This window comes from Plantactinospora sp. CNZ320 (assembly GCF_002846275.1).
The window spans coordinates 3,350,519-3,369,823 of the sequence record NZ_PJMP01000001.1 but is presented as its reverse complement, the minus strand read 5'-3'; the positions used below and the strand labels follow the sequence as shown (position 1 = coordinate 3,369,823).

Here is a 19,305-nt window from a genome sequence, read left to right as displayed (position 1 = left end):
GCGGCCGAACACCTCGGTTGAGGCGCGGCCGGGTGCCTCGATCTTTGAGACCGCGCCGGCCGGGCGGGGACACGACGACGCGCCCCCGCCCGGCCGACGGTCTCAGACGACCAGGTTCACCAGCCGGGGAGCCCGGACGATCACCTTCTTGACGGCGGCCCCGCGCAGCGCCTGCCGCACCGGGTCGGCGGCGAGGGCCAGCTCCTCCAGGGCGGCGTCCTCCACCGCAGAGGGCACCTCGAGCCGGGCCCGGACCTTGCCGTTGATCTGGACCACGCAGGTGACGGTCTCGGTGACCAGCAGCGCCGGGTCCGCCTCCGGCCATCCCGCGTCGCAGACCGAGGCGGGGCGGCCCAGCCGCTCCCAGCACTCCTCGGCGGTGAAGGGTGCGAAGCACGACAGCATCCGCACCAGCGCCTCGGTGCCCTCCCGCACGGTCGGATCCTTCGGCCCGGGCTTGCCGTCCACCGCGCGGCGCAGCGACGAGGTGAGCTGCATCAGGCGCGCGACCGCGACGTTGAGCCGTCGGCCCTCCATCAGGGTGGTGACCTCGGCGACCAGGCGGTGCACCTCCTTGCGCAGCGCCGAGTCGCCGTCGGCCGGTGCGGCGTCGACGGGTACCGCGCCGACGTCGCCGGCCAGCCGCCAGACCCGGGCCAGCCATTTGACCGCACCGGTCGGCGAGACGTCCGCCCAGTCGATGTCGTCCTCCGGGGGACCGGCGAACAGCATGGTGACCCGCACCGCGTCGGGGCCGTGCGCGGCGATCTGCTCCTGGAGGTTCACCAGGTTGCCCAGGGTCTTGCTCATCGCCTTGCCGTTCATCACGACCTGGCCCTGGTTGATCAGGCGCCGGAACGGCTCGACGAAGGGCAGGTAGCCCATGTCGTGCAGCACCTTGGTCATGAACCGCGAGTAGATCAGGTGGCCGGTGGAGTGCTCACGCCCACCGACGTACTCCTCCACCGGCAGCCACCGCTCGATGCCGGCCGGGTCGAACGGGCCCTCGTCGTACTCGGCGTTCGGGTAGCGCAGGAAGTACCACGACGAGTCGACGAAGGTGTCCATGGTGTCGGTGTCCCGCCGGGCGGCCTCGTTGCCGCAACGGGGGCAGGGCACGGTCACCCACGCCTCGGCGCTGGCCAGCGGCGAGCGGCCGTCCTCCGGGCGCAGCTGGTATCCGGAGTCGGGCAGTACGACCGGCAGCTCCTTGTCGGGCACCGGGACCTCGCCGCAGTCCGGGCAGTGCACGATCGGGATCGGGGTGCCCCAGTAGCGCTGCCGGGACAGCAGCCAGTCCCGCAGCCGGTAGGTCACCGCCTTCTCGGCCACGCCCCGCTCGGCCAGGTCGGCGACGATCTTCTCGCCGCCCTCGGTGTGTGGCAGGCCGTCGTAGTCGCCGGACTGCACCAGGGTCCCCGGCCCGGCGGTCGCCACCCCGGTCGTCTCCGGGTCGGGTTCGCCGGTGTCCACGACGGTACGCACCGGCAGGCCGAACGCCTTGGCGAAGTCCAGGTCCCGCTGGTCGTGCGCGGGAACCGCCATCACCGCACTGGTGCCGTACCCGGCGAGGACGTAGTCGGAGGCGTAGACCGGGATCCGTTCACCGTTGACCGGGTTGACGGCGTACCGGCCGAGGAAGACTCCCGTCTTCGGTCGATCCTTGGCCAGCCGGTCGATCTCGCTTGCCGTGCGTACCTCGGCCCGGTACGCCTCGAACTCGTCCCGCCGCTCGTCGGCGCAGAGTTCGTCGGCGAGCGTGCCGTCGGCCGCCACCACGAAGAAGGTCGCCCCGAACAGGGTGTCCGGGCGGGTGGTGAAGACCCGGATCGGCTCCTCGCGGCCCTCGATCACGAAGTCGATGTGCGCGCCCTCGGACCGGCCGATCCAGTTGCGCTGCATCGCCAGTACGTCGTCCGGCCACTTGCCTTCCAGCTGGGCCATGTCGTCGAGCAGGCGCTGGGCGTACGCCGTGGTGCGGAAGAACCACTGGGTCAGGTCGCGCTGCTGGACCACCGCGCCGCACCGCTCGCACCGGCCCCCGATCACCTGCTCGTTGGCCAGCACCGTGCAGTCCGTCGGGCACCAGTTCACCGGGGCGGAGCGCCGGAATGCCAGGCCGCGTTCGAACATGCGCAGGAACAGCCACTGGTTCCAGCGGTAGTATTCCGGGTCCGACGTGTGGAAACGACTACGCCAGTCGAACGATATCCCGAGCCGACGGAATGATTCGGCCTGGACGTCGATATTGCGGTAGGTCCATTCCCGCGGATCCATGTCGCGTTTCAGGGCGGCATTTTCGGCCGGCAGACCGAACGAATCCCAACCGATCGGATTCAGCACGTTCGTCCCGCGCATGCGGATGAAACGCGCGATGCTGTCGCCGATCGAATAGACCTCTGCGTGCCCCATGTGAAGATCACCGGAGGGGTACGGGAACATGCTGACAACGTAGGAACGGGGGCGCTCGGGAGACCCGTTCTCGGATGGTCCCTCCGCCTTGAACGTGCCCCGGTCCTCCCAGACCTCCAGCCATTTCTCGATGATGGCCTGAGGGTTGTAACTGTCCTCCACTGTTCCCGACCCCTTACGTCACGCGGACTACATGTGCTTAGGAAAGCACGAGGAGTGCCTGCTGTGTGTCACGCCTATCATTCAGAGTTCTGTAAAGCCGCGGCGCCCGCGCCGACGGTCAATCATATCGGCTGCCCCGGGCGGTGTTCCCGCACCCACGGCGAGGCCGGGGCGGATGGCGGCGCCGGGGTGCCGCGCCAACACGTCCGGGAGCCGCGACCTGGCGTTGCGAAGATCGGGTCAGCCCGCGCCGGATGCACGTCGACGACCGCGCCACGGTCGCCCAGCGGGACGCCGCGCCACGGTCGCCCAGGCGGCCGCGCCGGTTCAGCGCAGCAGGGTGACCCCGGTGTCCATCATGCACAGCGCACCATTTGTCACCAGCAGTCGATCGTTTGCGTAGTTCAGGCTCGCCGACCGGAGATCCCGGAATATCCGTTCCAGCGGCAGCGGCGAGTCCCGCCGGTAGGCCAGTCCGAGGCCGCCGAGCTGCACCATCCGGTCGACCGCCTGGAAGGTCAGTTCCGCGGCCAGCACCTTCAGCGAGTTCAGGTGCAGTTGGGTGGCGGTACCGCTCAGCGACCCGCCCGCCTGGCGGGCCGTGCTGACCTCGCCGAGAGCGCCGTGCAGGTAGGCGCTCACCGCCTCCAGGTCGAGCCGGATCCGCGCCAGCCGCTCGGCGACGAGCGGCGACCCCAGGTCGATCGAGGAGGGCCGGTCCGGCGACCGCAGCATCCGGAGCAGTCCGGCGTACGCCGCCCGTGCCCCGCCTAGCCAGCAGGCCGCCCAGCCGAGGTGACCGGCCGGCACCATGGACTCGATGGTGATCGCCCGGAAGCCGCCGGGCTCGCCGAGCAGTTGGTCGGCGCCGACCCGGCCGGTGATCGAGAACCCGAGGCTGTGCGTGCCGCGCATGCCGAGCGGATCCCAGTTGCCCCGGCCGGTCAGGGTGAGTTGCTCCCGGTCGGCGTAGACCAGGCTGACCTCGTGTGACGTCGCCTCCGGTGAGGTCCGCATGGTGATCAGGAAGCCGTCCGCGTGCTCCCCGCCGGTGACGACCGGCGCCATCCGGTCGATGTGCAGGTCGCCGTCCTGCCGGGTGATCGCGGCCTCCGCGCTGAGCAGGTGTCCACCCTTGCCGGCCTCGGTGGTCACCGAGGCCAGGTACACGTCGCCGGCGGCGATCCGGGGCAGCAGCCGGTCCCGCAGCGGCGCGGACGCGTGGCGCACCAGCACGTCGACCTGCTGGCAGTGCATCGCCCAGATCATGGCGGTGGAGAGGCACTCGGCGGCCAGGTCACCGGCGATCTCCACCAGGTCGGACAGGTCGCCGCCGAGCCCGCCGTACCGCTGCGGCACCAGCAGGCCCAGCAGGCCGCTCTTGCGCAGTGCGGCCAGGTTCTCGGTGGGGAAGGCCGCCGCCAGGTCGATCTCGCGGGCGTGCCGGCGCAGCACCGGCAGTACCGCGTCCAGCAGTTCGGCGCGCCTCTCCGCCGGCAGTGCGGGGCGGGTCATCGGGCCGACCCCGACGCGCTGCCCGGACGGCTGATCGCCTGCCAGGGGCGGCCCGGGGGAGTGAGCGTCTCGCCGTACGGCGACTGCCCGGTGCACCGGATGTCGTAATCGTGCTCGACGGCGACCATGATCCTCCTCGTCGGTTGGCTCTGGACGACCAACACCGCCATCAGCCGGCAACGTGTTCCGCGACGATCAGCGACCACGACTGCGGGGTGGAGCTGAGCAGCAGCAGCCGGTCCGCCGGGTCGAGATCGCCGCGCTCCAGCAACGTGGAGAGGCTGATCAGGAGGTCGGCCGAGAAGCAGTGCCCCAGTTCGGCGACCCAGGGCGTGTAGGCCTGTTCCGGGGTGCAGCGCGCTGCCGTGGCGAGGAAGGCCCTCGACGTACGCCCGAAGTTGCTGGTGAGGAAATGTCGGCACTCGGCCGGCGGTACGCCGGATTCCGTGGAGACCGCGCTCAGCGCCCGCCCGATCTTGCGCATGATGGCCCGGCCCAGCACCAACTGGCTCGACCCGACGCCGAGGTCCGCCTTCACCTCGGTGGACAGGCCGAGGACGCGGAACCCCTCGGCGACCGGTTCGGTGGTGAGGAGGCAGGCCGCGGCCGAGTCGCTGAGCACTGTCGTGCCGTGGGTCAGAAACCGTGGGATGTTGCCGGCGACGCGGTCGGCCGTGACGAACAGGACGGTGCCGAGACCCTCGCTCGCCATCACCGCCCGGGCCACCTTCAGCCCGGCGCCCAGGTTGCCGCATCCGCCGCTGCTGATCAGCACGGCGGGCGTGTCGGCGAGCCCGAGTTCGCTCTGCACCTGCCACATCTGCCGCGCCACCGGGTCGCTGGTCGGGGTGTCGGTGCAGTAGACCAGCATGTCGACGGGCCTACCGGAGAGCTTTTCGACGACCGGCCGGGCGGCCGCGACGGCAAGCTCCGGCACCGACCGCTCGTCGACCAGGTAGTGCCGGATCCCCTGCTCGTGCAGGTTGGCCAACTCGGCGCGGACCTCCGGGTCCGTCGTGTCGTCGATCGGCACCGGTTCGCCCAGGACATGGCACAGGTGGGACGCGTACACCTGCGGGCGTCGCGCCTCGTTGGCACCGTTCGGCAAATCTCCCCCGTGGTTCGACGACCAGACGTCCGCCGGGTGACGCCTCGATGCGGGTCCGGCCCGGCAGGACGGCCAGGTTGGGCATCGTGAGGGCAAAATAGTTGACGACATCGATCTGGGGCAAGGTATCGACCGAGTCTCGATGGACTGCTACAAACCAGCGCCGGTCGGGCCAACCCAACAAGTAGTACAACTCTTGACGTTCCCGACGAGTGTCCAGACCCTGTGTGGGTCGCAGGCGAGGGAGCGGAACGGAGACCCGCCGTGGAATCACTGTACGTCCAGGCTCGGCACGGGGTTGACCGCGAGGCTCCGATGACCTGGGGGCAGCTCACCCAGCAGGCCATCTACGACATCACGGCGGACGAGTCGTACCGGCAGACCCAGAAACGGACTATCGAACTGCCGCCGGGCCTGTCGCCGCAACGGATCGCGACGGCGGTGCGGTGCGTGCTCGAACGCCACGAGAGCCTGCGTACCCTCTTCTCGGCCGACCGGCGCCAGCGGGTGCAGCCCGCCGTCGAGCTGTCGGTGTCGATGGCCGAGGCGGGCTCGGCCGACGAGGCGTGCCTCCACACCGAGCTGTACCGGCGTCCCTTCGGCCCCGACGACCTGCCGGTGCGGTTCGGCGTCTGCCACGAAGCCGACGGTTCGGCCACCCTGCTGGTCGCGGCCTCCCACCTGGCGATCGACGCGTTCGCCGCGGACCGCCTCGCCGACGAACTGCGCCGGCTCTGCGGCCCCGACGACCCGGCCGTGCTGCCGGACCCGGTGGCCCAGCCGGTGGACCGGACCCGGTTCGAAGGGTCGGAGGCGGGCCGGGCGATGTCGCGCCGGAACATCGGTCGCTGGCAGCGGCTGCGCGAGGAGGGGGTGGGCAGCACCCCCGCGCCCACCCTGCCCGGACTCACCCCCCGATTCCACACCGGCACGCTGATCTCGCCGGTCCTGCGCCGGGCGATGCCGGCCGCGTCGGCGCGGCTGGGAGCCTCGTCGGCGGTGATCCTGCTGGCGGCGATGAGCAGCGTGCTGGGTGACACCTTCGGCATCCCGAGGGTGGCCACCCGGATCGCCTACGCCAACCGCACCGACCCGCTCGACCTCGGGATCGAGACGCTCATGCAGTGGGGCCTGGCGATCGTCGACGTACGCGGCACCGCGCAGGAGGTGACCCGATCGGCGTTCCGGGAGACGCTGCGCGCCTCGGCGGCTGCCCGGTACGACATCTACGAGCTGTTCGAGACGCTGTCCGGCGAGCGCCACCCAGCGGGCCACCGCTTCATGCCGCAGGTCTTCCTCAACTACTTCGACGGCGCGAACACCGGGACGATGCCGGTGCCGGAGGACGACGACGGCCCGGTGCCGGAGAGCACGTTTCGCAGCGTACCCAGCCACGAGCACGACAGTGACGGCCTGTATTTCCTCTTCGCGTCGCCGTCCCGCGAGGCGATCACCCTGCATTACATGATCGACACCCGGCTGATGTCCCTTGTCGATCTCGAAGCGTCCGCCCGGGCGCTCGAGGAGTGGGTGGTGACGGTGGCGCGGTCGGAGCCCTGAGTAACCATAAGACGGCCGCCAATGGGTGCCAGCAGTGAACAGAGCGATGGGGTACGGTGGCGCAAAGGGCAGCGACCGCCAGCCGAGCGGCACACCGTCCTAAAGGCACGGTGAAGCCATCCAGCAGCAGAGTTTGCCGGGGTCGCCCGCCCCAACACGGGGGAGTAGCTGTTGGACCTGACACCTCAGGCGTCGACGCTTGTCAAGATCATGGATGGCGCCTCCTGCTATGTCTACGACCTTGACGACGTGCTTGCCGCGGCGGAAGAACTCCGTTCCGCGGTGCCTTCGGGGTCGCAGCTCTACTACTCACTGAAAGCGAATCCCCACCCGGCCGTGGCCGGCATACTCGCCGAGCTGGGCTTCCGTGCCGAGGTGAGCTCGGTCGGCGAGCTCGACCAGGCCTGCCGGGCGGGATTCCCGGCCGTCGAGGCCATTTTCACCGGTCCCGGAAAGACGACACAGGACCTGCGCACCGCGGTTGCCCGTGGGGTGCGGACCTTTTCCTGCGAGTCCGTCAACGACGTGCGCAGACTGGAGGGGGAGGCGTTCCAGGCCGGTGAACCGCCCCGGGTTCTGCTCCGGATCAACGGGCTGGACGCCGGCAATGCGAGCGGACTCCGGATGGCCAACACCGCGTCCCAGTTCGGCCTGACCCCGACGGAGATCGAAAGCGCACTCGCCCAGGCCAGGACGGTGCGCGTGGTCGGGATGCACTTCTACACGATCTCCAACGCGCAGGACGCCCAGGCGTTGGTGAACGAGCACCTGTTCAACCTCGACGCCGCACACCGGTTGGCCGGCGAGTTCGGGATCCCACTCGACCTGCTGGATCTCGGCGGCGGGTTCGCCTCGCCGTACGCGCGTCCAGGATCGCGCCCGGACTACCGGGCCCTGCGCCCGGCGGTCGAGGCGGAGGTGGCCCGCCTGGGCCTGACCGGCACCACCCTGGCCTTCGAGTCCGGCCGCTTCCTGGTGGGGGGCAGCGGCTCACTGCTCACCGAGGTCGTCGACGTCAAACAGAGCCGGTCGAAGACCTACGTCGTGCTGGCGAGCGGGATCAACCACCTGGGCGGGATGTCCGGGCTGCGCCGGCTCCCACCGGCCTCCGCCGTCTTCGAGAATCTGACTCCGCCACAGGGAGAACCGGAGACGGTGACCGTGGTGGGTCCACTGTGCACTCCCGTTGACGTCCTCTCCGCCCAGACCTCCATGCCCGTGCCGCGAGTTGGTGACGTCCTGCGCGTGCCGAACGTCGGCGCGTACGGGCTGACCGCGAGCCTGGTCGGATTCCTCGGTCACGACGCGCCGACGGAGGTGGCGATGCGGGCCGGCGAGGTGGTGACGGTCGGCCGGCTGCGCCTCACCCGGGACGACGAGCAGGCGGCCGGGCAGAGCGTCTCCGCACAGGATGTCGCCCGTCGCCTCCAGCCGCTCCTCGCCCAGCACGCCCCGGCCGCCGACGCGTCCGCCGAGGTTCCCGAGGCGTCGCTGAAGGCGCTGCGGGCGAGCGGGCTGTTCGGGCTGCTCGTGCCGAAATCCCACGGTGGGCTCGGCGGAAGCCTCCGCGACATGGCGGAGGTCACGACGATCCTCGGCGCCGGCTGCGTCTCCACCGCGATGATCTGGGCGATGCACTGCCAACAGGTCGATGCCGTGGTCCGGTTCGGTTCCGCCGAGTTGCGGCAGCGGGTGTTGCCGCAGATTGCCAGGGGTGACTGCTACATCGCCTCGGTGACCTCGGAGCGCGCCAAGGGTGGAGACCTGCTCACCAACGCCGAGGGCCTGGTCGAGCACGGCGACCGGCTCTGGCTCGAACGCGACGCGCCGATCGTGACCGGTGGGCTGCGCGCCGACGCCTTCCTGGTGACCATGCGGTCCGCACCGGAGGCGCCGCCGAACCGGGTCACCCTGGTCTGGGCCGACCGCGCGGATCTGGCGATCGAGCAGCTGCGCAGCTGGGACACCCTGGGCATGCGGGGCACCGAGAGCGTCGGGCTCAAACTGCGCGGCTTCGTACCCAGAGCTGCCGTGATCGGGGACGAGGGAAACTTCCGGGCCATCGCGCTGGAGAGCTTCGTACCGGTCGGGCACATCGGCTGGGCAGCCGCCTGGCTCGGCGCCGCCCGGGGCGGACTGGTCCGGGTGGCGTCCAGCATGCGCAGCCGGGAGCGGTCGAGTGTGCCCGCCGCACAGTCGGATCTGGCCCAGGCCAGGCTGGCCGAGGTGCGCGGCAAGCTTGAGGCGGTCAGCGCGTACCTGTGGCAGGTGGTGGCCGAGGTGGAGGAGCTGCGCTCACTCGGCCGGCGGCCGGACGCACCGGCGACGCAGATCCACCTGAACACACTCAAGGTGCTCGCCTCGACGCTCACCTATCAGGCCATCGACGAGTGCGTGCAGCTCGTCGGCCTCAACCACGGCTACCGGCGCGACAGCGATCTGCGGCTGGAGGCACTGCTGCGGGACCTCCGGTCGGCGAGCCTGAACTTCTCGAACGACCGCATCCTGGTCGCCTCCGGCGTGCTCGGACTCGTGGACACGAACGTGCAGCTCGTCGCGCGATCCGGATTCGAATGGTGACGCAGAGGCTGCTGGAGGATCGATGACGGACCTGTGGAACGACACCTTCCTGGAAACGCTGCGGCAGCAGGTTCCGCTGCTGCCGGCCGAGGGCGAGCTCACCCCCAGCACCAACCTGTACGACCTCGGGCTCGACTCGATGCGCAGCGTCCAGTTGCTCATCGCGCTGGAGGAGTCCTTCGACATCAGCATCCCCGACGAGATGCTGACGGCCGAGGCGTTCCGTACCCCGGGTGACATCTGGACGCTCGTCCAAACGGTCCACGCGGGGCAGGATCCGGGAAGCCGCGATTCGTCGTGACCGCGACAGCCCGGGTCGCCGGCGATGTCGGCGAGATGCTCACGCTCGCCGCGGATCGCTGGCCCGACGCCCCAGCCGTCCGAGATCCCGAGTCGGGCACGGTCACCTATCGTCAACTGCTGCGTCGGGTGACCGCGACCGAGCAGTGGCTCCGCGACCAGGGGGTGGGGCCGGGAGCACGTCTGGCGGTGGTCGCGCAGAGCCGGACCGGCACCGTCCAGCTGCTCTGGGCCACGATCCGGATCGGTGCCGTCTTCGTACCGTTGAATCCGGCCGCCCCGGCCGCCGTGCTGCAGGCGATGGTCACGGACGCCGAGCCGACCGTGATCGTCGGAGCGCCCGAGACGATTTCCGGATCGACGGCCGCGCGATGGGTGGACTGGCCGGAGCTGGACGGCGCCGCAGCCTCTGCACGGCCGCCGGGGGACCCGGAGCCGCACCCCGACGACCTGTGCATGCTGCTCTACACCTCGGGCACGACGGCGGCCCCGAAGGGCGTGATGTGTCCGCACCGGAGCGTGCGCTTCGCGGTGGAGGCGATCCAGCAGCGGCTCCGCTACACCGCCGAGGACGTCATCTTCAACCGACTGCCACTGTCGTTCGACTACGGCCTGTACCAGGCCCTGTTGGCGGCCCGGGCCGGAGCCTGCCTGGTGCTGGCCGGCCCGGGGAACGATCCGGCACTACTTCGACGGATTGGTGACTCTGAGGCCACCGTGCTGCCGCTGTTGCCGACGCTCGGCAACATGATCGAACGGCTGCGCCGCCGCTCCGGGCCGGTGACAAGCGTGCGACTGATCACCAACACCGGAGCGGCGATGCCGGAACGGCTCCGGCAGAGCCTCCGGGAGATCTTCCCGGCGGCCAGCCTGGCGCTGATGTACGGGATCACCGAGTGCAAACGGGTCACCATCATGGAGCCGGACGGTGACCTGGCCCGGCCACGTTCCGCCGGACGGCCACTCGACGGGCTGGAGATCCAGGTGCTGGACGCCGACGGCAACCGGTTACCGCCGATGTCGGTGGGGGAACTCCACGTCCGTGGCCCCTCGGTGATGGCCGGCTACTGGCGCGACGAGGAGCAGACCGAGTCGCGGTTCGTCAGGTGCGCCGGGACATCGGAGCGGATGCTGCGCACCGGCGACTTCGGTTACCTCGACCAGGACGGTTACCTCTATTTCGAGGGGCGCCGGGACGACATCTTCAAGCACAACGGGGCCCGGATGAACACCCAGGAGATCGAGTCGGCGGCCCAGCAGGTCCCCGGTGTCGAGCTGGCCGCCCTGCTCATCCCGTCCGGTGACGACGAGCCGATGGTCCTCGCGGTCGCCGGTGACGCCGTCGATCCGCCGTCGGTGCTGTCCGAACTGAGGCGACATCTGGAACAGGTCAAGATGCCTGAGGTCTGTGTGCTGGTCCCGGAGATGCCGATGACGCCGAACGGCAAGATCGACAAGGCGAAACTCCGCGAGTACTGCGCCGCCGGCCTGCCGGGTAACCGAGAAGTGTCCGCGTCCGGCCCGGGGGCCCGCCCATGATGCTGCGTCAACTACTGCGCGACCGGTGGACGCTGCTGCGCCTGTTGCCGAAGGACGGCACCTTCGCCTGGATCGGCATGGCGCTCATCCTGGTCGTCCGGGCCGCGCTGCCCGCCGCCACCGCGCTCGCCACCGCCGCCGTCGTCCGGAACCTGACCGAGGGTCTCACCGTGGTCGGTGCCGACGACGGCATCTACCTGCCGCTCGTGGCCCTCGGCGCGGTTCTCCTGCTCGACCAGGCGCTGGACGGGATCAGCGACCCACTGCAGTTCCACGTCGCACACCGGATCGACGGAGCCCACCGGCAGGAGGTCATCCGGGCGCTGCAACGACCGGAGACGATCGCCCATCTCGAAGACCCCGCGTTGCAGGACGTCATCGAGCTTGCCTCGGCGGAGCCGGCCAACTGGACCGAGTACACCCCCGGCACGGCAGCCGTCGGCCAGTGCATACTGCTGAGCCGGCTACTGGGAGCGGCCCTCTCCGCGGCCGTGCTCTGGGTCGTCGTGTCGCCGCTGCTTGTCGTCGTACTGCTGGGGCTGCTGCTCCTGCTGCGCGGCATGATGCGGCGCAAGTGGATGAGCCTGATCGCGGTCTGGGCCGGCAACACCAAGCACATCCGGCGGGCCGGCTACTGGCGGGACGTCTCCTCCGGCCCGGAGACCGCGAAGGAGCTGCGGATCTTCGGCTTCTTCCCGTGGTCGGTCCGGCAGTACCGCCGGGCGACCCTGGACCACCTGGAGCCGTACCGGGAGCGCAAGTTCATCATCCTGCGGGCCCAGTGGCAGTTGCTCACCGTCAGCGCCCTGTCGATCGGTACCGCACTCCTCGTGCCCGCCTCGTTGGCGGCCTCCGGCCGGCTCAACAGCAGCGAGCTGGCCACGGCGCTCACCGCAGGGCTCGGCATGCTCTCCCTGGGCTGGATGGGATACGAGGCGATGCACATCGAGGGCGGCCTCCCAGCCGTCCGGGCGCTACGGAAACTGGAGGCGCTCCCGGCAAGGCGACCCGGGACCGCGCCTGCGGTCCGCGTCGCGCCAGCCGCGCCGGCGCCGCCGCTGCTCGCCTTCGAGTCGGTGTCGTTCGGGTACCCGGGCGGGAGCCGCCGGGTCCTGGAAAACCTGGACCTGACCGTCAGGCCCGGTGAGGTCCTCGGCATCGTCGGTGCCAACGGCGCCGGCAAGACCACCCTGATCAAGCTGCTGTCCCGGCTCTACGATCCTGGCCAGGGCCGGATCACCGCCGACGGGATCGACGTGGCGGAGATCGACCGGGAGGCGTGGCAGTCCAGGTTGGCAGTGGTCTTCCAGGGCTTCGTCCGGTACGAGCTGTCACTGCGGGACAACGTCCGGATGGGTCGCCCCGGGGCGGCGGCCGATCCGGAGGTGTTGAACGGTGTCGCTGCCGACGCCGGGATCGAGAAACTCGTCCGCAGCCTGCCGCACGGCTGGGACACCCCGTTGTCACGGTCCCGGAGCAACGGCGTCGACCTCTCGGGTGGACAGTGGCAGCGGGTCGCGATCGCCCGGGCACTCTTCGCGCTGCGTACCGGTGCCGACGTACTCGTGCTCGACGAACCCACCGCGAACCTCGACGTACGCACGGAGTTCGAGGTGTTCAGTCTGTTGATGGAGGCAGCTCGGGACAGCACGGTGCTGCTCGTCTCGCACCGGTTGTTCACCGTCAAGGAGGCCGACCGGATCGTTCTGCTCGGCGACGGAGCGATTTCCGAGTCCGGAACACACGCCGAGCTGATGGCGCACGACGGCGAGTACGCCCGGATGTTCCGACTGCAGGCCGAGCGCTTCCTGCGATCCGACGAGGCGTCCGTGCGAGGGGGAGCCCATGCGTCATCGCTTTGAGGCCTGGCTCGAAATCTTCCGGCGCTCCTGGCGCCTGGACCGCCGGATGTCCGCCTCGGTGCTCGCCCTGCTGGTGGTGTCGAACGCCGCCTTCCTGGCCGGCGGGCTGGCGCTGCGGGCGCTCGTGGACGCCGCCATCCACCGGGACTGGCAGACCGTGCTGGTCGCGGCCGCGCTGGGTGCGGTGGCCTGGGCGGTGGTGGACATCGGGTTCCTGGTGGAGCAGGAACTGCGGATGGACCTCTCCGACCGGCTCGGCATGCTGGACGTGGACGAGGAGATCCAGCGCAACGTCGCCGGCATCCCCACCCTGGACCACCTTGAGGACCCCGAATATCTGGACCGGCTGGAACTGGTACGGGGCCAGGGCGCCGTACTCGTGCAGGCGTGCTGGGCGCTGCTGTACTCCGCCTCCAACTTCGTACGCGTCCTGATCACCCTCGTCCTGCTGGGCTCGATCCATCCGGCCCTGCTCGGCCTGGCGATCTTCGCCCTGCCGCCGCTGCTCCTCAAGCGCGTGGGGCCGGCCAAGGCCCGCAAGGCACAGCTCGCGGTCGCCGAGACGGCACGCCTGGAACGCCACCTCTTCGGCCTGCTCACCGACCCCCGATCGGCACCGGAACTGCGGATCACCGGGGCCGGCGCCGAGCTGGCCCGGCAGGTCGAACAGGCGTGGCGGGCCGAAGGCGTGATCGAGGCCCGGGCCCGCTATTTCGGCGCGGCGGCCTCCGCCCTTGGCTGGACCCTGTTCATGGTGGGCTACGTCGCCGGCCTGTTCTACGTCGTCTACCTGGTGGCCCAGGGCGAGCGGAGCATCGGTGACCTGGTACTCGCGGTGGCGCTGGCAGGTCAACTCCGGGCGCAGATCGAGCAGGCCATCTCCCAGACGGCTCCGGTGTTCGCCGGGATCGCCGCCCTCGAACCGTTCCTCTGGCTGCGCCGTTACGCCGCAGCGCAGGCGAGCGACCGGACCGGTGCGGATGCCCCGAGTCGACTCGGCCGTGGTGTGACACTGCGTGACGTCAGCTTCCGCTATCCCGGGCAGGATCGTGATGCGCTCTCCGGCGTGACCCTGGACCTGCCGGCCGGAAGCATCATCGCGATCGTCGGCGAGCACGGCTCGGGCAAGACCACTCTGATCAAGCTCCTGACCGGCCTCTACCAGCCGTCCAGCGGCACCATCGACATCGACGGCGTACCGCTGAAGGACCTGGACCCGACGTCGTGGCGGGCCTCGTGCGGTGCCGTCTTCCAGGACTTCGGGCGGTACCGGACCTCCGTACGCGCCGCGGTCGGAGTGGGCGACGTCGACCGGATCGACGACAGTGCCAGGATCGAGCGGGCGTTGGCCGCCGCCGACGCCTCGTCGATCGTGCAGGCGCTGCCGGACGGGTTGGAGACCCGGCTGGGCAGGGAGTTCGGTGGAGTGGAACTGTCGGAGGGGCAGTGGCAACGGGTCGGGCTCGCCCGCGGGGCGATGCGCGACGACCCACTCCTGATGGTGCTTGACGAGCCGACTGCGGCGCTCGACGCCACCAGCGAGTACGAGATCTTCCAGGCGCAGAACGTGATCTCCCGTACCCACGCCGCCGCCCGGGGCACCATCACGCTCATCGTCACGCACCGGTTCTCCACCATCGCGATGGCCGATCTGATCATCGTCCTGCACGAGGGCAGGGTGGTCGAGCAGGGCGATCACGCGACGCTGATGCGGGCCGACGGCCGGTACGCGGCCACCTATCGGCTCCAGCAGGAGGCGAGCGCCGCCGGCATCGGTGTCAAGCTCGACTAGCCGCTGGCCGATCATGGCGAGACGTGGTCGCTCTCGGTCCGGCGCGAGCAGTAGGGTCCTGCCGTGGACCTTCGATCTCGACGAGCTGACACCCTGCGCGTACTTGGAACCATGGCGATGACCGCCGGTCTGCTGGTCTCACTGCTCACCCTGTGGAACGACCCTGGGCCAGTCGAACTGCACGTCTTCGGGGGGATCTTCGTTGTGACAGGAGTGGGGCTGCGCATCGAGGCGGCGATCCTTGCCTCTTCGAGATAGCAGGCGTCGCCCCGGCCACCGGCGGGATCAGCGAGGTCGGCCCCGGTTGCGCGGCTGGTGGCCGCCCGACAGACACCCCCGTCAGACACCCCCGTCAGTAGATTTCATCGTCACCGAAGAGTTGCCGAAACCCCGCCGGCCACCGTTGTCGGCAGTTACCCGGGCCGACCGTCGACCCGGAACGAGAGGGGAACAGGGCAATGACTCGCATGAACCGCTGGTTCGTCCCGGCCGGTGCCGCCGCGATCGTGGTGGCCGCCCAGGTCGGAATCCAGCTTGCCGGTGCCGGCCCGGCCGCGGCGGTGACCGGCATCGAGAAGGTGACGTCGCCGCTGTCGGCGATCGACTCCCAGCAGACCCACACCGCCCGGGCCCAGTGCCCGGCCGGCAAGTGGGTGATCGGCGGCGGGGGCTGGGCATTCGCCGTGGCCGCCGCGGACAGCGCCAAGGTGACGCTGGTGCAGCTCTTCCCGGAGCACCGTACCGACGGGACACCGGACAGCTACGTGGTGACCGGCTCGGAGACCACGGCCGGGATGACCGGCGACTGGTGGGTGCAGGCGTACGCCATCTGCGCCAGCCCGTCCGGGCTCTCCGGCTATCAGGTCGTGGGTACCGCAAACTCGGCGACCTCGTCCCCGATCGAGTTGGAGGCGAAGGCGCCCTGCGGCACCCGGCGGGCCATCGGCGGCGGCGCCCGGATCGTCAACCCGGGGCGTGACGTGGCACTCCAGGTTTCCCGGGCCTCGGCCAGCGGTGACATCTTCCGGGCCACCGCGCACGAGGACGCCGACGGCTACGCCGGCCGCTGGACCGTGGACGCGTACGCGGTCTGCGTGAACCGGCCGGCCGGCTACCAGGTGGTCACCACCGCCTCGACCCAGAGCGACTCGGAGTCGGAGAAGATCGCGTTCGCGAGCTGCCCGACCGGTACCCGGGTGCACGGTGCCGGTGCGGCTATCTCCGACGCCGCGCCCGGCGGCGTGTCGCTCCAGGTCGTCTACCCGGCCAACGCGCTGGACGACGTCGAGGCGTTCGCGGTGGAGAACACCCCGACCAGCCAGGACTGGGACTTCATCGTCAGCCAGGCGATCTGCGCCTCCTGACCTCGCCGGCCGCCCCAGAACGCGGCCCAGCGCCGGGCCGCCGTCAGCTTCCGGGACGGCGGCCCGGCGCGGCGACGTCCGGCCCGACGGCGGCAGGGACGGCGGTACCGCCGGCGAGTACGCCCCCGACCGGGCCCGCTCCCCGCACTCCGTGCAGGTGCAGGCGGACCCGGTCGGCGTCCGGATGGCCCATCTCGTCGTACAGCACCAGGGCCCGCTCCCAGGCCCGCACGGCGGCGCGGATCTCGCCGTCGCCGTGCAGCGCCTCGCCGAGGCAGGTCAGCGTCTCGGCGGCGCCGGCCCGGTCGCCGACCTCGGCGAAGAGGTCGAGCGCCCGCCGGCAGCCGGTGACCGCCGGACCGAACGCCCCGGCCGCGCATTCGAGATAGCCGAGGCTCTGCCAGTTGGTGGCCGTGCCGTGCCGGTTGCCGATCTCCTCGTTGAGCCGCAGCGCCTGCCGGCACAGCTCGCGGGCCTGGTCGTACTCGCCGAGCCGGGTCAGCATGCAGGCGATGTTGTTCAACGCCCGGGCCTGTCCGGTCAGGTGCCCGGCCTCGCGATAGAGGTCGAGTGAGCGTCGGTCGTGGTGCAGTGCCTCCAGGTCGCGACCCTGCTGTTCCAGGATCCGCGCGATGTTCACCCGGGTCTGCGCCTGGTTGGCCTGGTCGCCGACCGCGACGAACAGCCGCGACGCCTCGGCGAGGTGAGTCCGGGCCTGGTCGAGGCGGCCGAGCTGGGTCTGGGCCCGGCCGAGATTCCGGTGTACGTGTGCCTGCGCCGCCTGATCGCCGATCCGGCCCGCCGCCTCCAGGGCGGTACGCTGCACGGCGACCTGGTCGTGCCAGTACCCGCTCAGGTTGAAGAAGCTGGTGAGGCTCCAGGCCAGCTCCCAGCAGTGCCGGTCGAACCCGGAACGGCCGGCCCAGTCGACCAGGGCGTGCAGGGTCCGGTGCTCGGCGCGCAGCCACGCGCTCGCCCCGGCCTGGTCGACGAAGGACTCACTCCCGGCTCCCGGCACCGGCTCGGCCAGCACGATCGGATCCCGGTGCGGATACAGCAGCCGGTCGGCCGCGTACGCGGTGTGCAGATAGTGGTCCAGCAGCCGGTTCGTCGCCGTACGCCGGTCGGTGGCATCCTCCTCGACCTCGACCCGCTCCGCGGCGTACGCCCGCAGCAGGTCGTGCCGGGTGTACCGCCCCGGCGAGCGTTCGTCGAGCAGGTGTGCCCGGGCCAGCTCGGCCAGCGGCCGGCGTGCCGCCGCCACCGGGAGGCCGGCGAGGCTGGCCACGGCCGGTACGGTCAACTCGGCTCCGGGGTGCAGCCCGACCAGCCGGAACAGCCGTGCGGCCAGCGGGCTCAGCGCCCGGTACGACCAGGAGAGGACCGCCCGGACGTCCGCCGCCGGTTCGCCGCCGTCGAACGGGTCGAGGCTGCTGCCGCCGGTCCGCAGCTCGGCGGCCAGGTCGGCGAGGCGGAAGCCCCGGTACGCGGCGGCGCGGGCGGCCACCACGGCCAGCGCCAGCGGCAGCCGCGCGCACCGGGTCGCGATCTCGGCCACGGCGGCCGGCTCGTCGGCCACCCGGTCGGTGCCGAGGCGCCGGGCCAGGAAGCGGTGGGCCTCGGCCGGACTGAACAGGTCGACGGTGACCGGCCGGGCGCCGTCGATCGCGACCAGGCCGGCGAGGCGGTTACGGCTGGTCACCACGGTGGCACAGCCGGGGGCGCCGGGCAGCAGCGGGCGCACCTGCGCGGCGTCGCGGGCGTTGTCGAGGACGACCAGGATCCGCCGGTCGGCGACGAGGCTGCGGTAGAGCGCGGTCTGCGCGGCGAGCCCGACCGGGATCCGCCGCGCGGCGACCCCGAACGCGTCGAGGAATCCGCGTACCGCCTCCGCCGGGTCGACCAGCACGCCGTCCGGGTCGAAGCCGCGCAGGTTGACGTAGAGCTGCCCGTCGGGGAAGCGGCCGGCGTGACGGTGTGCCCAGTGCACCGCCAGCGCGCTCTTGCCCACCCCGGCGGAGCCGGAGACCACGGCGGTGCGGCCGACCACGGCGGTGTGGCCCCCTCCCGAGGCCGGGTCGACGAGACCGTCCAGCTCGGCCAGTTCGTCCTCCCGTCCGGTGAACGCGGCCGGTGGCGCCGGCAGTTGGCGCGGTACCGCCGGTGCCGCGGTCGCGGCGCCGCCCGCCGGTGGCCGGTCCGGGACCGGTGCCGGCCGGCTCTCCAGCGCCGGGTCGCCGGTCAGGATCTGCTGGTGCAGCCGTTGCAGCGCGGGTGCCGGGTCCATGCCGAGTTCCCCGGCCAGCCGGGACCGGACCTCCTGGTAGTGCCGGAGCGCGTCGGCCTGCCGGCCACAGCGGTACAGCGCGGTCATCAGCTGCCCGGCGATCCGCTCGTCGAACGGGTGCATGGCGGCCCGGGTGGTCAGCTCGGCGAGGAGTTCGGCGTGCCGGCCGGCGGCCAGGGCGAGATCGGTCAGGTCGAGTTCGGCCGCCAGCCGCTCGGCCGCGACCGCGACCCGGAGCCCGGCCAGCCAGGGCGTGTCGAGGGCGCCGAACGGCTCGCCCCGGCAGAGCGACAGCGCCTCTTCGAGCAGGGCGGCCGGGGTTTCGCCGCTTCCCGGCGCCGCCGCCGTTGCGCCGCCGGTGTGTGTTCCCTCGGGGCGGGCGAGGGAACGGGCCCGGGCGAGCAGCCGGTGGAACCGGTGCAGATCGACCGCGTCCGGGTCCACCGTCAGCAGGTACCCCTCGGAGCGGTGGGTGATCGTGAACCCGGCACTGCCGCCGAGCAGGGTACGCAGCCGGGAGACGTACCCGGCCAGGGCGTTGCGGGCGTGCCGGGGCCGCTGCTCGCCCCAGACCCGGTCCAGCAGCCGGTCGGCCGGCACGATCCGGTTGGCGTCGACCAGCAGCGCCGCGAGTACGCAGCGCTGCCGCGCGTGCCCGAGCGCGACGGGCTGCCCGTCGACCCGGGCCCGCACGTCGCCGAAGAGCAACAGCTGCACCGTCATCGCCGACCGCACCTCCTGACCCGGGCTTCGTTCGGTGACGCCGTGACAGCAGGATGCCGCACCGTACCGGCAGCGAGCAGCCAATTTCGCGACTGCCGCCC

At 71.2% G+C, this 19,305-nt stretch carries 12 protein-coding genes; 7 read left to right on the top strand and 5 right to left on the bottom strand.

The window, feature by feature from the left end:
• Positions 1-102 precede the first annotated feature (102 nt).
• The 4 genes from leuS to CLT71_RS14680 all read right to left on the bottom strand — a co-directional run bounded on the left by leuS (position 103) and on the right by CLT71_RS14680 (position 5,122).
• Positions 103-2,574: a leucine--tRNA ligase gene (gene leuS / locus CLT71_RS14690; RefSeq protein WP_101367603.1), complete on the bottom strand. Its 2,472-nt coding sequence runs from the start codon at positions 2,572-2,574 to the stop codon at positions 103-105.
• 327 nt (positions 2,575-2,901) lie between these two features.
• Complete coding sequence (locus tag CLT71_RS14685; protein WP_101367602.1) at positions 2,902-4,089, bottom strand: acyl-CoA dehydrogenase family protein; 1,188 nt, start codon at positions 4,087-4,089, stop codon at positions 2,902-2,904.
• Positions 4,086-4,217: a valine--tRNA ligase gene (locus CLT71_RS38020; RefSeq protein ID WP_143743482.1), complete on the bottom strand. Its 132-nt coding sequence runs from the start codon at positions 4,215-4,217 to the stop codon at positions 4,086-4,088. Before CLT71_RS38020 ends, CLT71_RS14685 begins: the two co-directional genes overlap by 4 nt.
• A 41-nt stretch (positions 4,218-4,258) precedes the next feature.
• Entirely contained in the window at positions 4,259-5,122 is an 864-nt protein-coding gene (locus tag CLT71_RS14680; protein ID WP_158242237.1) for a beta-ketoacyl-[acyl-carrier-protein] synthase family protein, read from the bottom strand.
• A 339-nt stretch (positions 5,123-5,461) separates the two neighbouring features.
• Between CLT71_RS14680 and CLT71_RS14675 the strand changes: the two genes are divergently transcribed.
• From CLT71_RS14675 to CLT71_RS14645, 7 genes are all read left to right on the top strand, one after another.
• Positions 5,462-6,757 carry a condensation domain-containing protein gene (locus tag CLT71_RS14675; RefSeq protein WP_143743481.1) on the top strand — a complete coding sequence of 432 codons (1,296 nt, stop codon included), beginning with the start codon at positions 5,462-5,464 and terminating at the stop codon, positions 6,755-6,757.
• A 171-nt stretch (positions 6,758-6,928) separates the two neighbouring features.
• Positions 6,929-9,337: an acyl-CoA dehydrogenase family protein gene (locus tag CLT71_RS38015; RefSeq protein WP_486483264.1), complete on the top strand. Its 2,409-nt coding sequence runs from the start codon at positions 6,929-6,931 to the stop codon at positions 9,335-9,337.
• A gap of 22 nt (positions 9,338-9,359) precedes the next feature.
• Entirely contained in the window at positions 9,360-9,638 is a 279-nt protein-coding gene (locus tag CLT71_RS14665) for a phosphopantetheine-binding protein (RefSeq protein WP_101367598.1), read from the top strand.
• Complete coding sequence (locus tag CLT71_RS14660) at positions 9,635-11,176, top strand: class I adenylate-forming enzyme family protein (protein WP_101367597.1); 1,542 nt, start codon at positions 9,635-9,637, stop codon at positions 11,174-11,176. The genes CLT71_RS14665 and CLT71_RS14660 overlap by 4 nt, the downstream gene beginning before the upstream one ends.
• Entirely contained in the window at positions 11,173-13,038 is a 1,866-nt protein-coding gene (locus tag CLT71_RS14655) for an ABC transporter ATP-binding protein (RefSeq protein WP_101367596.1), read from the top strand. Before CLT71_RS14660 ends, CLT71_RS14655 begins: the two co-directional genes overlap by 4 nt.
• Positions 13,022-14,830 carry an ABC transporter ATP-binding protein gene (locus CLT71_RS14650; RefSeq protein WP_101367595.1) on the top strand — a complete coding sequence of 603 codons (1,809 nt, stop codon included), beginning with the start codon at positions 13,022-13,024 and terminating at the stop codon, positions 14,828-14,830. Before CLT71_RS14655 ends, CLT71_RS14650 begins: the two co-directional genes overlap by 17 nt.
• Before the next feature lie 458 nt (positions 14,831-15,288).
• Positions 15,289-16,194, top strand: coding sequence for a hypothetical protein (locus tag CLT71_RS14645; protein WP_143743479.1), 906 nt, complete (start codon positions 15,289-15,291; stop codon positions 16,192-16,194).
• Positions 16,195-16,237: 43 nt separating this feature from the next.
• Here CLT71_RS14645 and CLT71_RS14640 read toward each other — a convergent pair whose 3' ends face one another.
• Positions 16,238-19,204, bottom strand: coding sequence for a BTAD domain-containing putative transcriptional regulator (locus tag CLT71_RS14640; RefSeq protein WP_101371450.1), 2,967 nt, complete (start codon positions 19,202-19,204; stop codon positions 16,238-16,240).
• Positions 19,205-19,305: the final 101 nt, after the last annotated feature.

What these genes read in the sequence shown, in the direction of transcription:
- CLT71_RS14685 (WP_101367602.1), bottom strand. Translation starts at nt 4,089, where the DNA reads ATGACCCGCCCCGCACTGCCGGCGGAGAGGCGCGCCGAACTGCTGGAC.
- CLT71_RS38020 (WP_143743482.1), bottom strand. Translation starts at nt 4,217, where the DNA reads ATGGTCGCCGTCGAGCACGATTACGACATCCGGTGCACCGGGCAGTCG.
- CLT71_RS14665 (WP_101367598.1), top strand. Translation starts at nt 9,360, where the DNA reads ATGACGGACCTGTGGAACGACACCTTCCTGGAAACGCTGCGGCAGCAG.
- CLT71_RS14655 (WP_101367596.1), top strand. Translation starts at nt 11,173, where the DNA reads ATGATGCTGCGTCAACTACTGCGCGACCGGTGGACGCTGCTGCGCCTG.
- CLT71_RS14650 (WP_101367595.1), top strand. Translation starts at nt 13,022, where the DNA reads ATGCGTCATCGCTTTGAGGCCTGGCTCGAAATCTTCCGGCGCTCCTGG.
- CLT71_RS14645 (WP_143743479.1), top strand. Translation starts at nt 15,289, where the DNA reads ATGACTCGCATGAACCGCTGGTTCGTCCCGGCCGGTGCCGCCGCGATC.
- CLT71_RS14640 (WP_101371450.1), bottom strand. Translation starts at nt 19,204, where the DNA reads ATGACGGTGCAGCTGTTGCTCTTCGGCGACGTGCGGGCCCGGGTCGAC.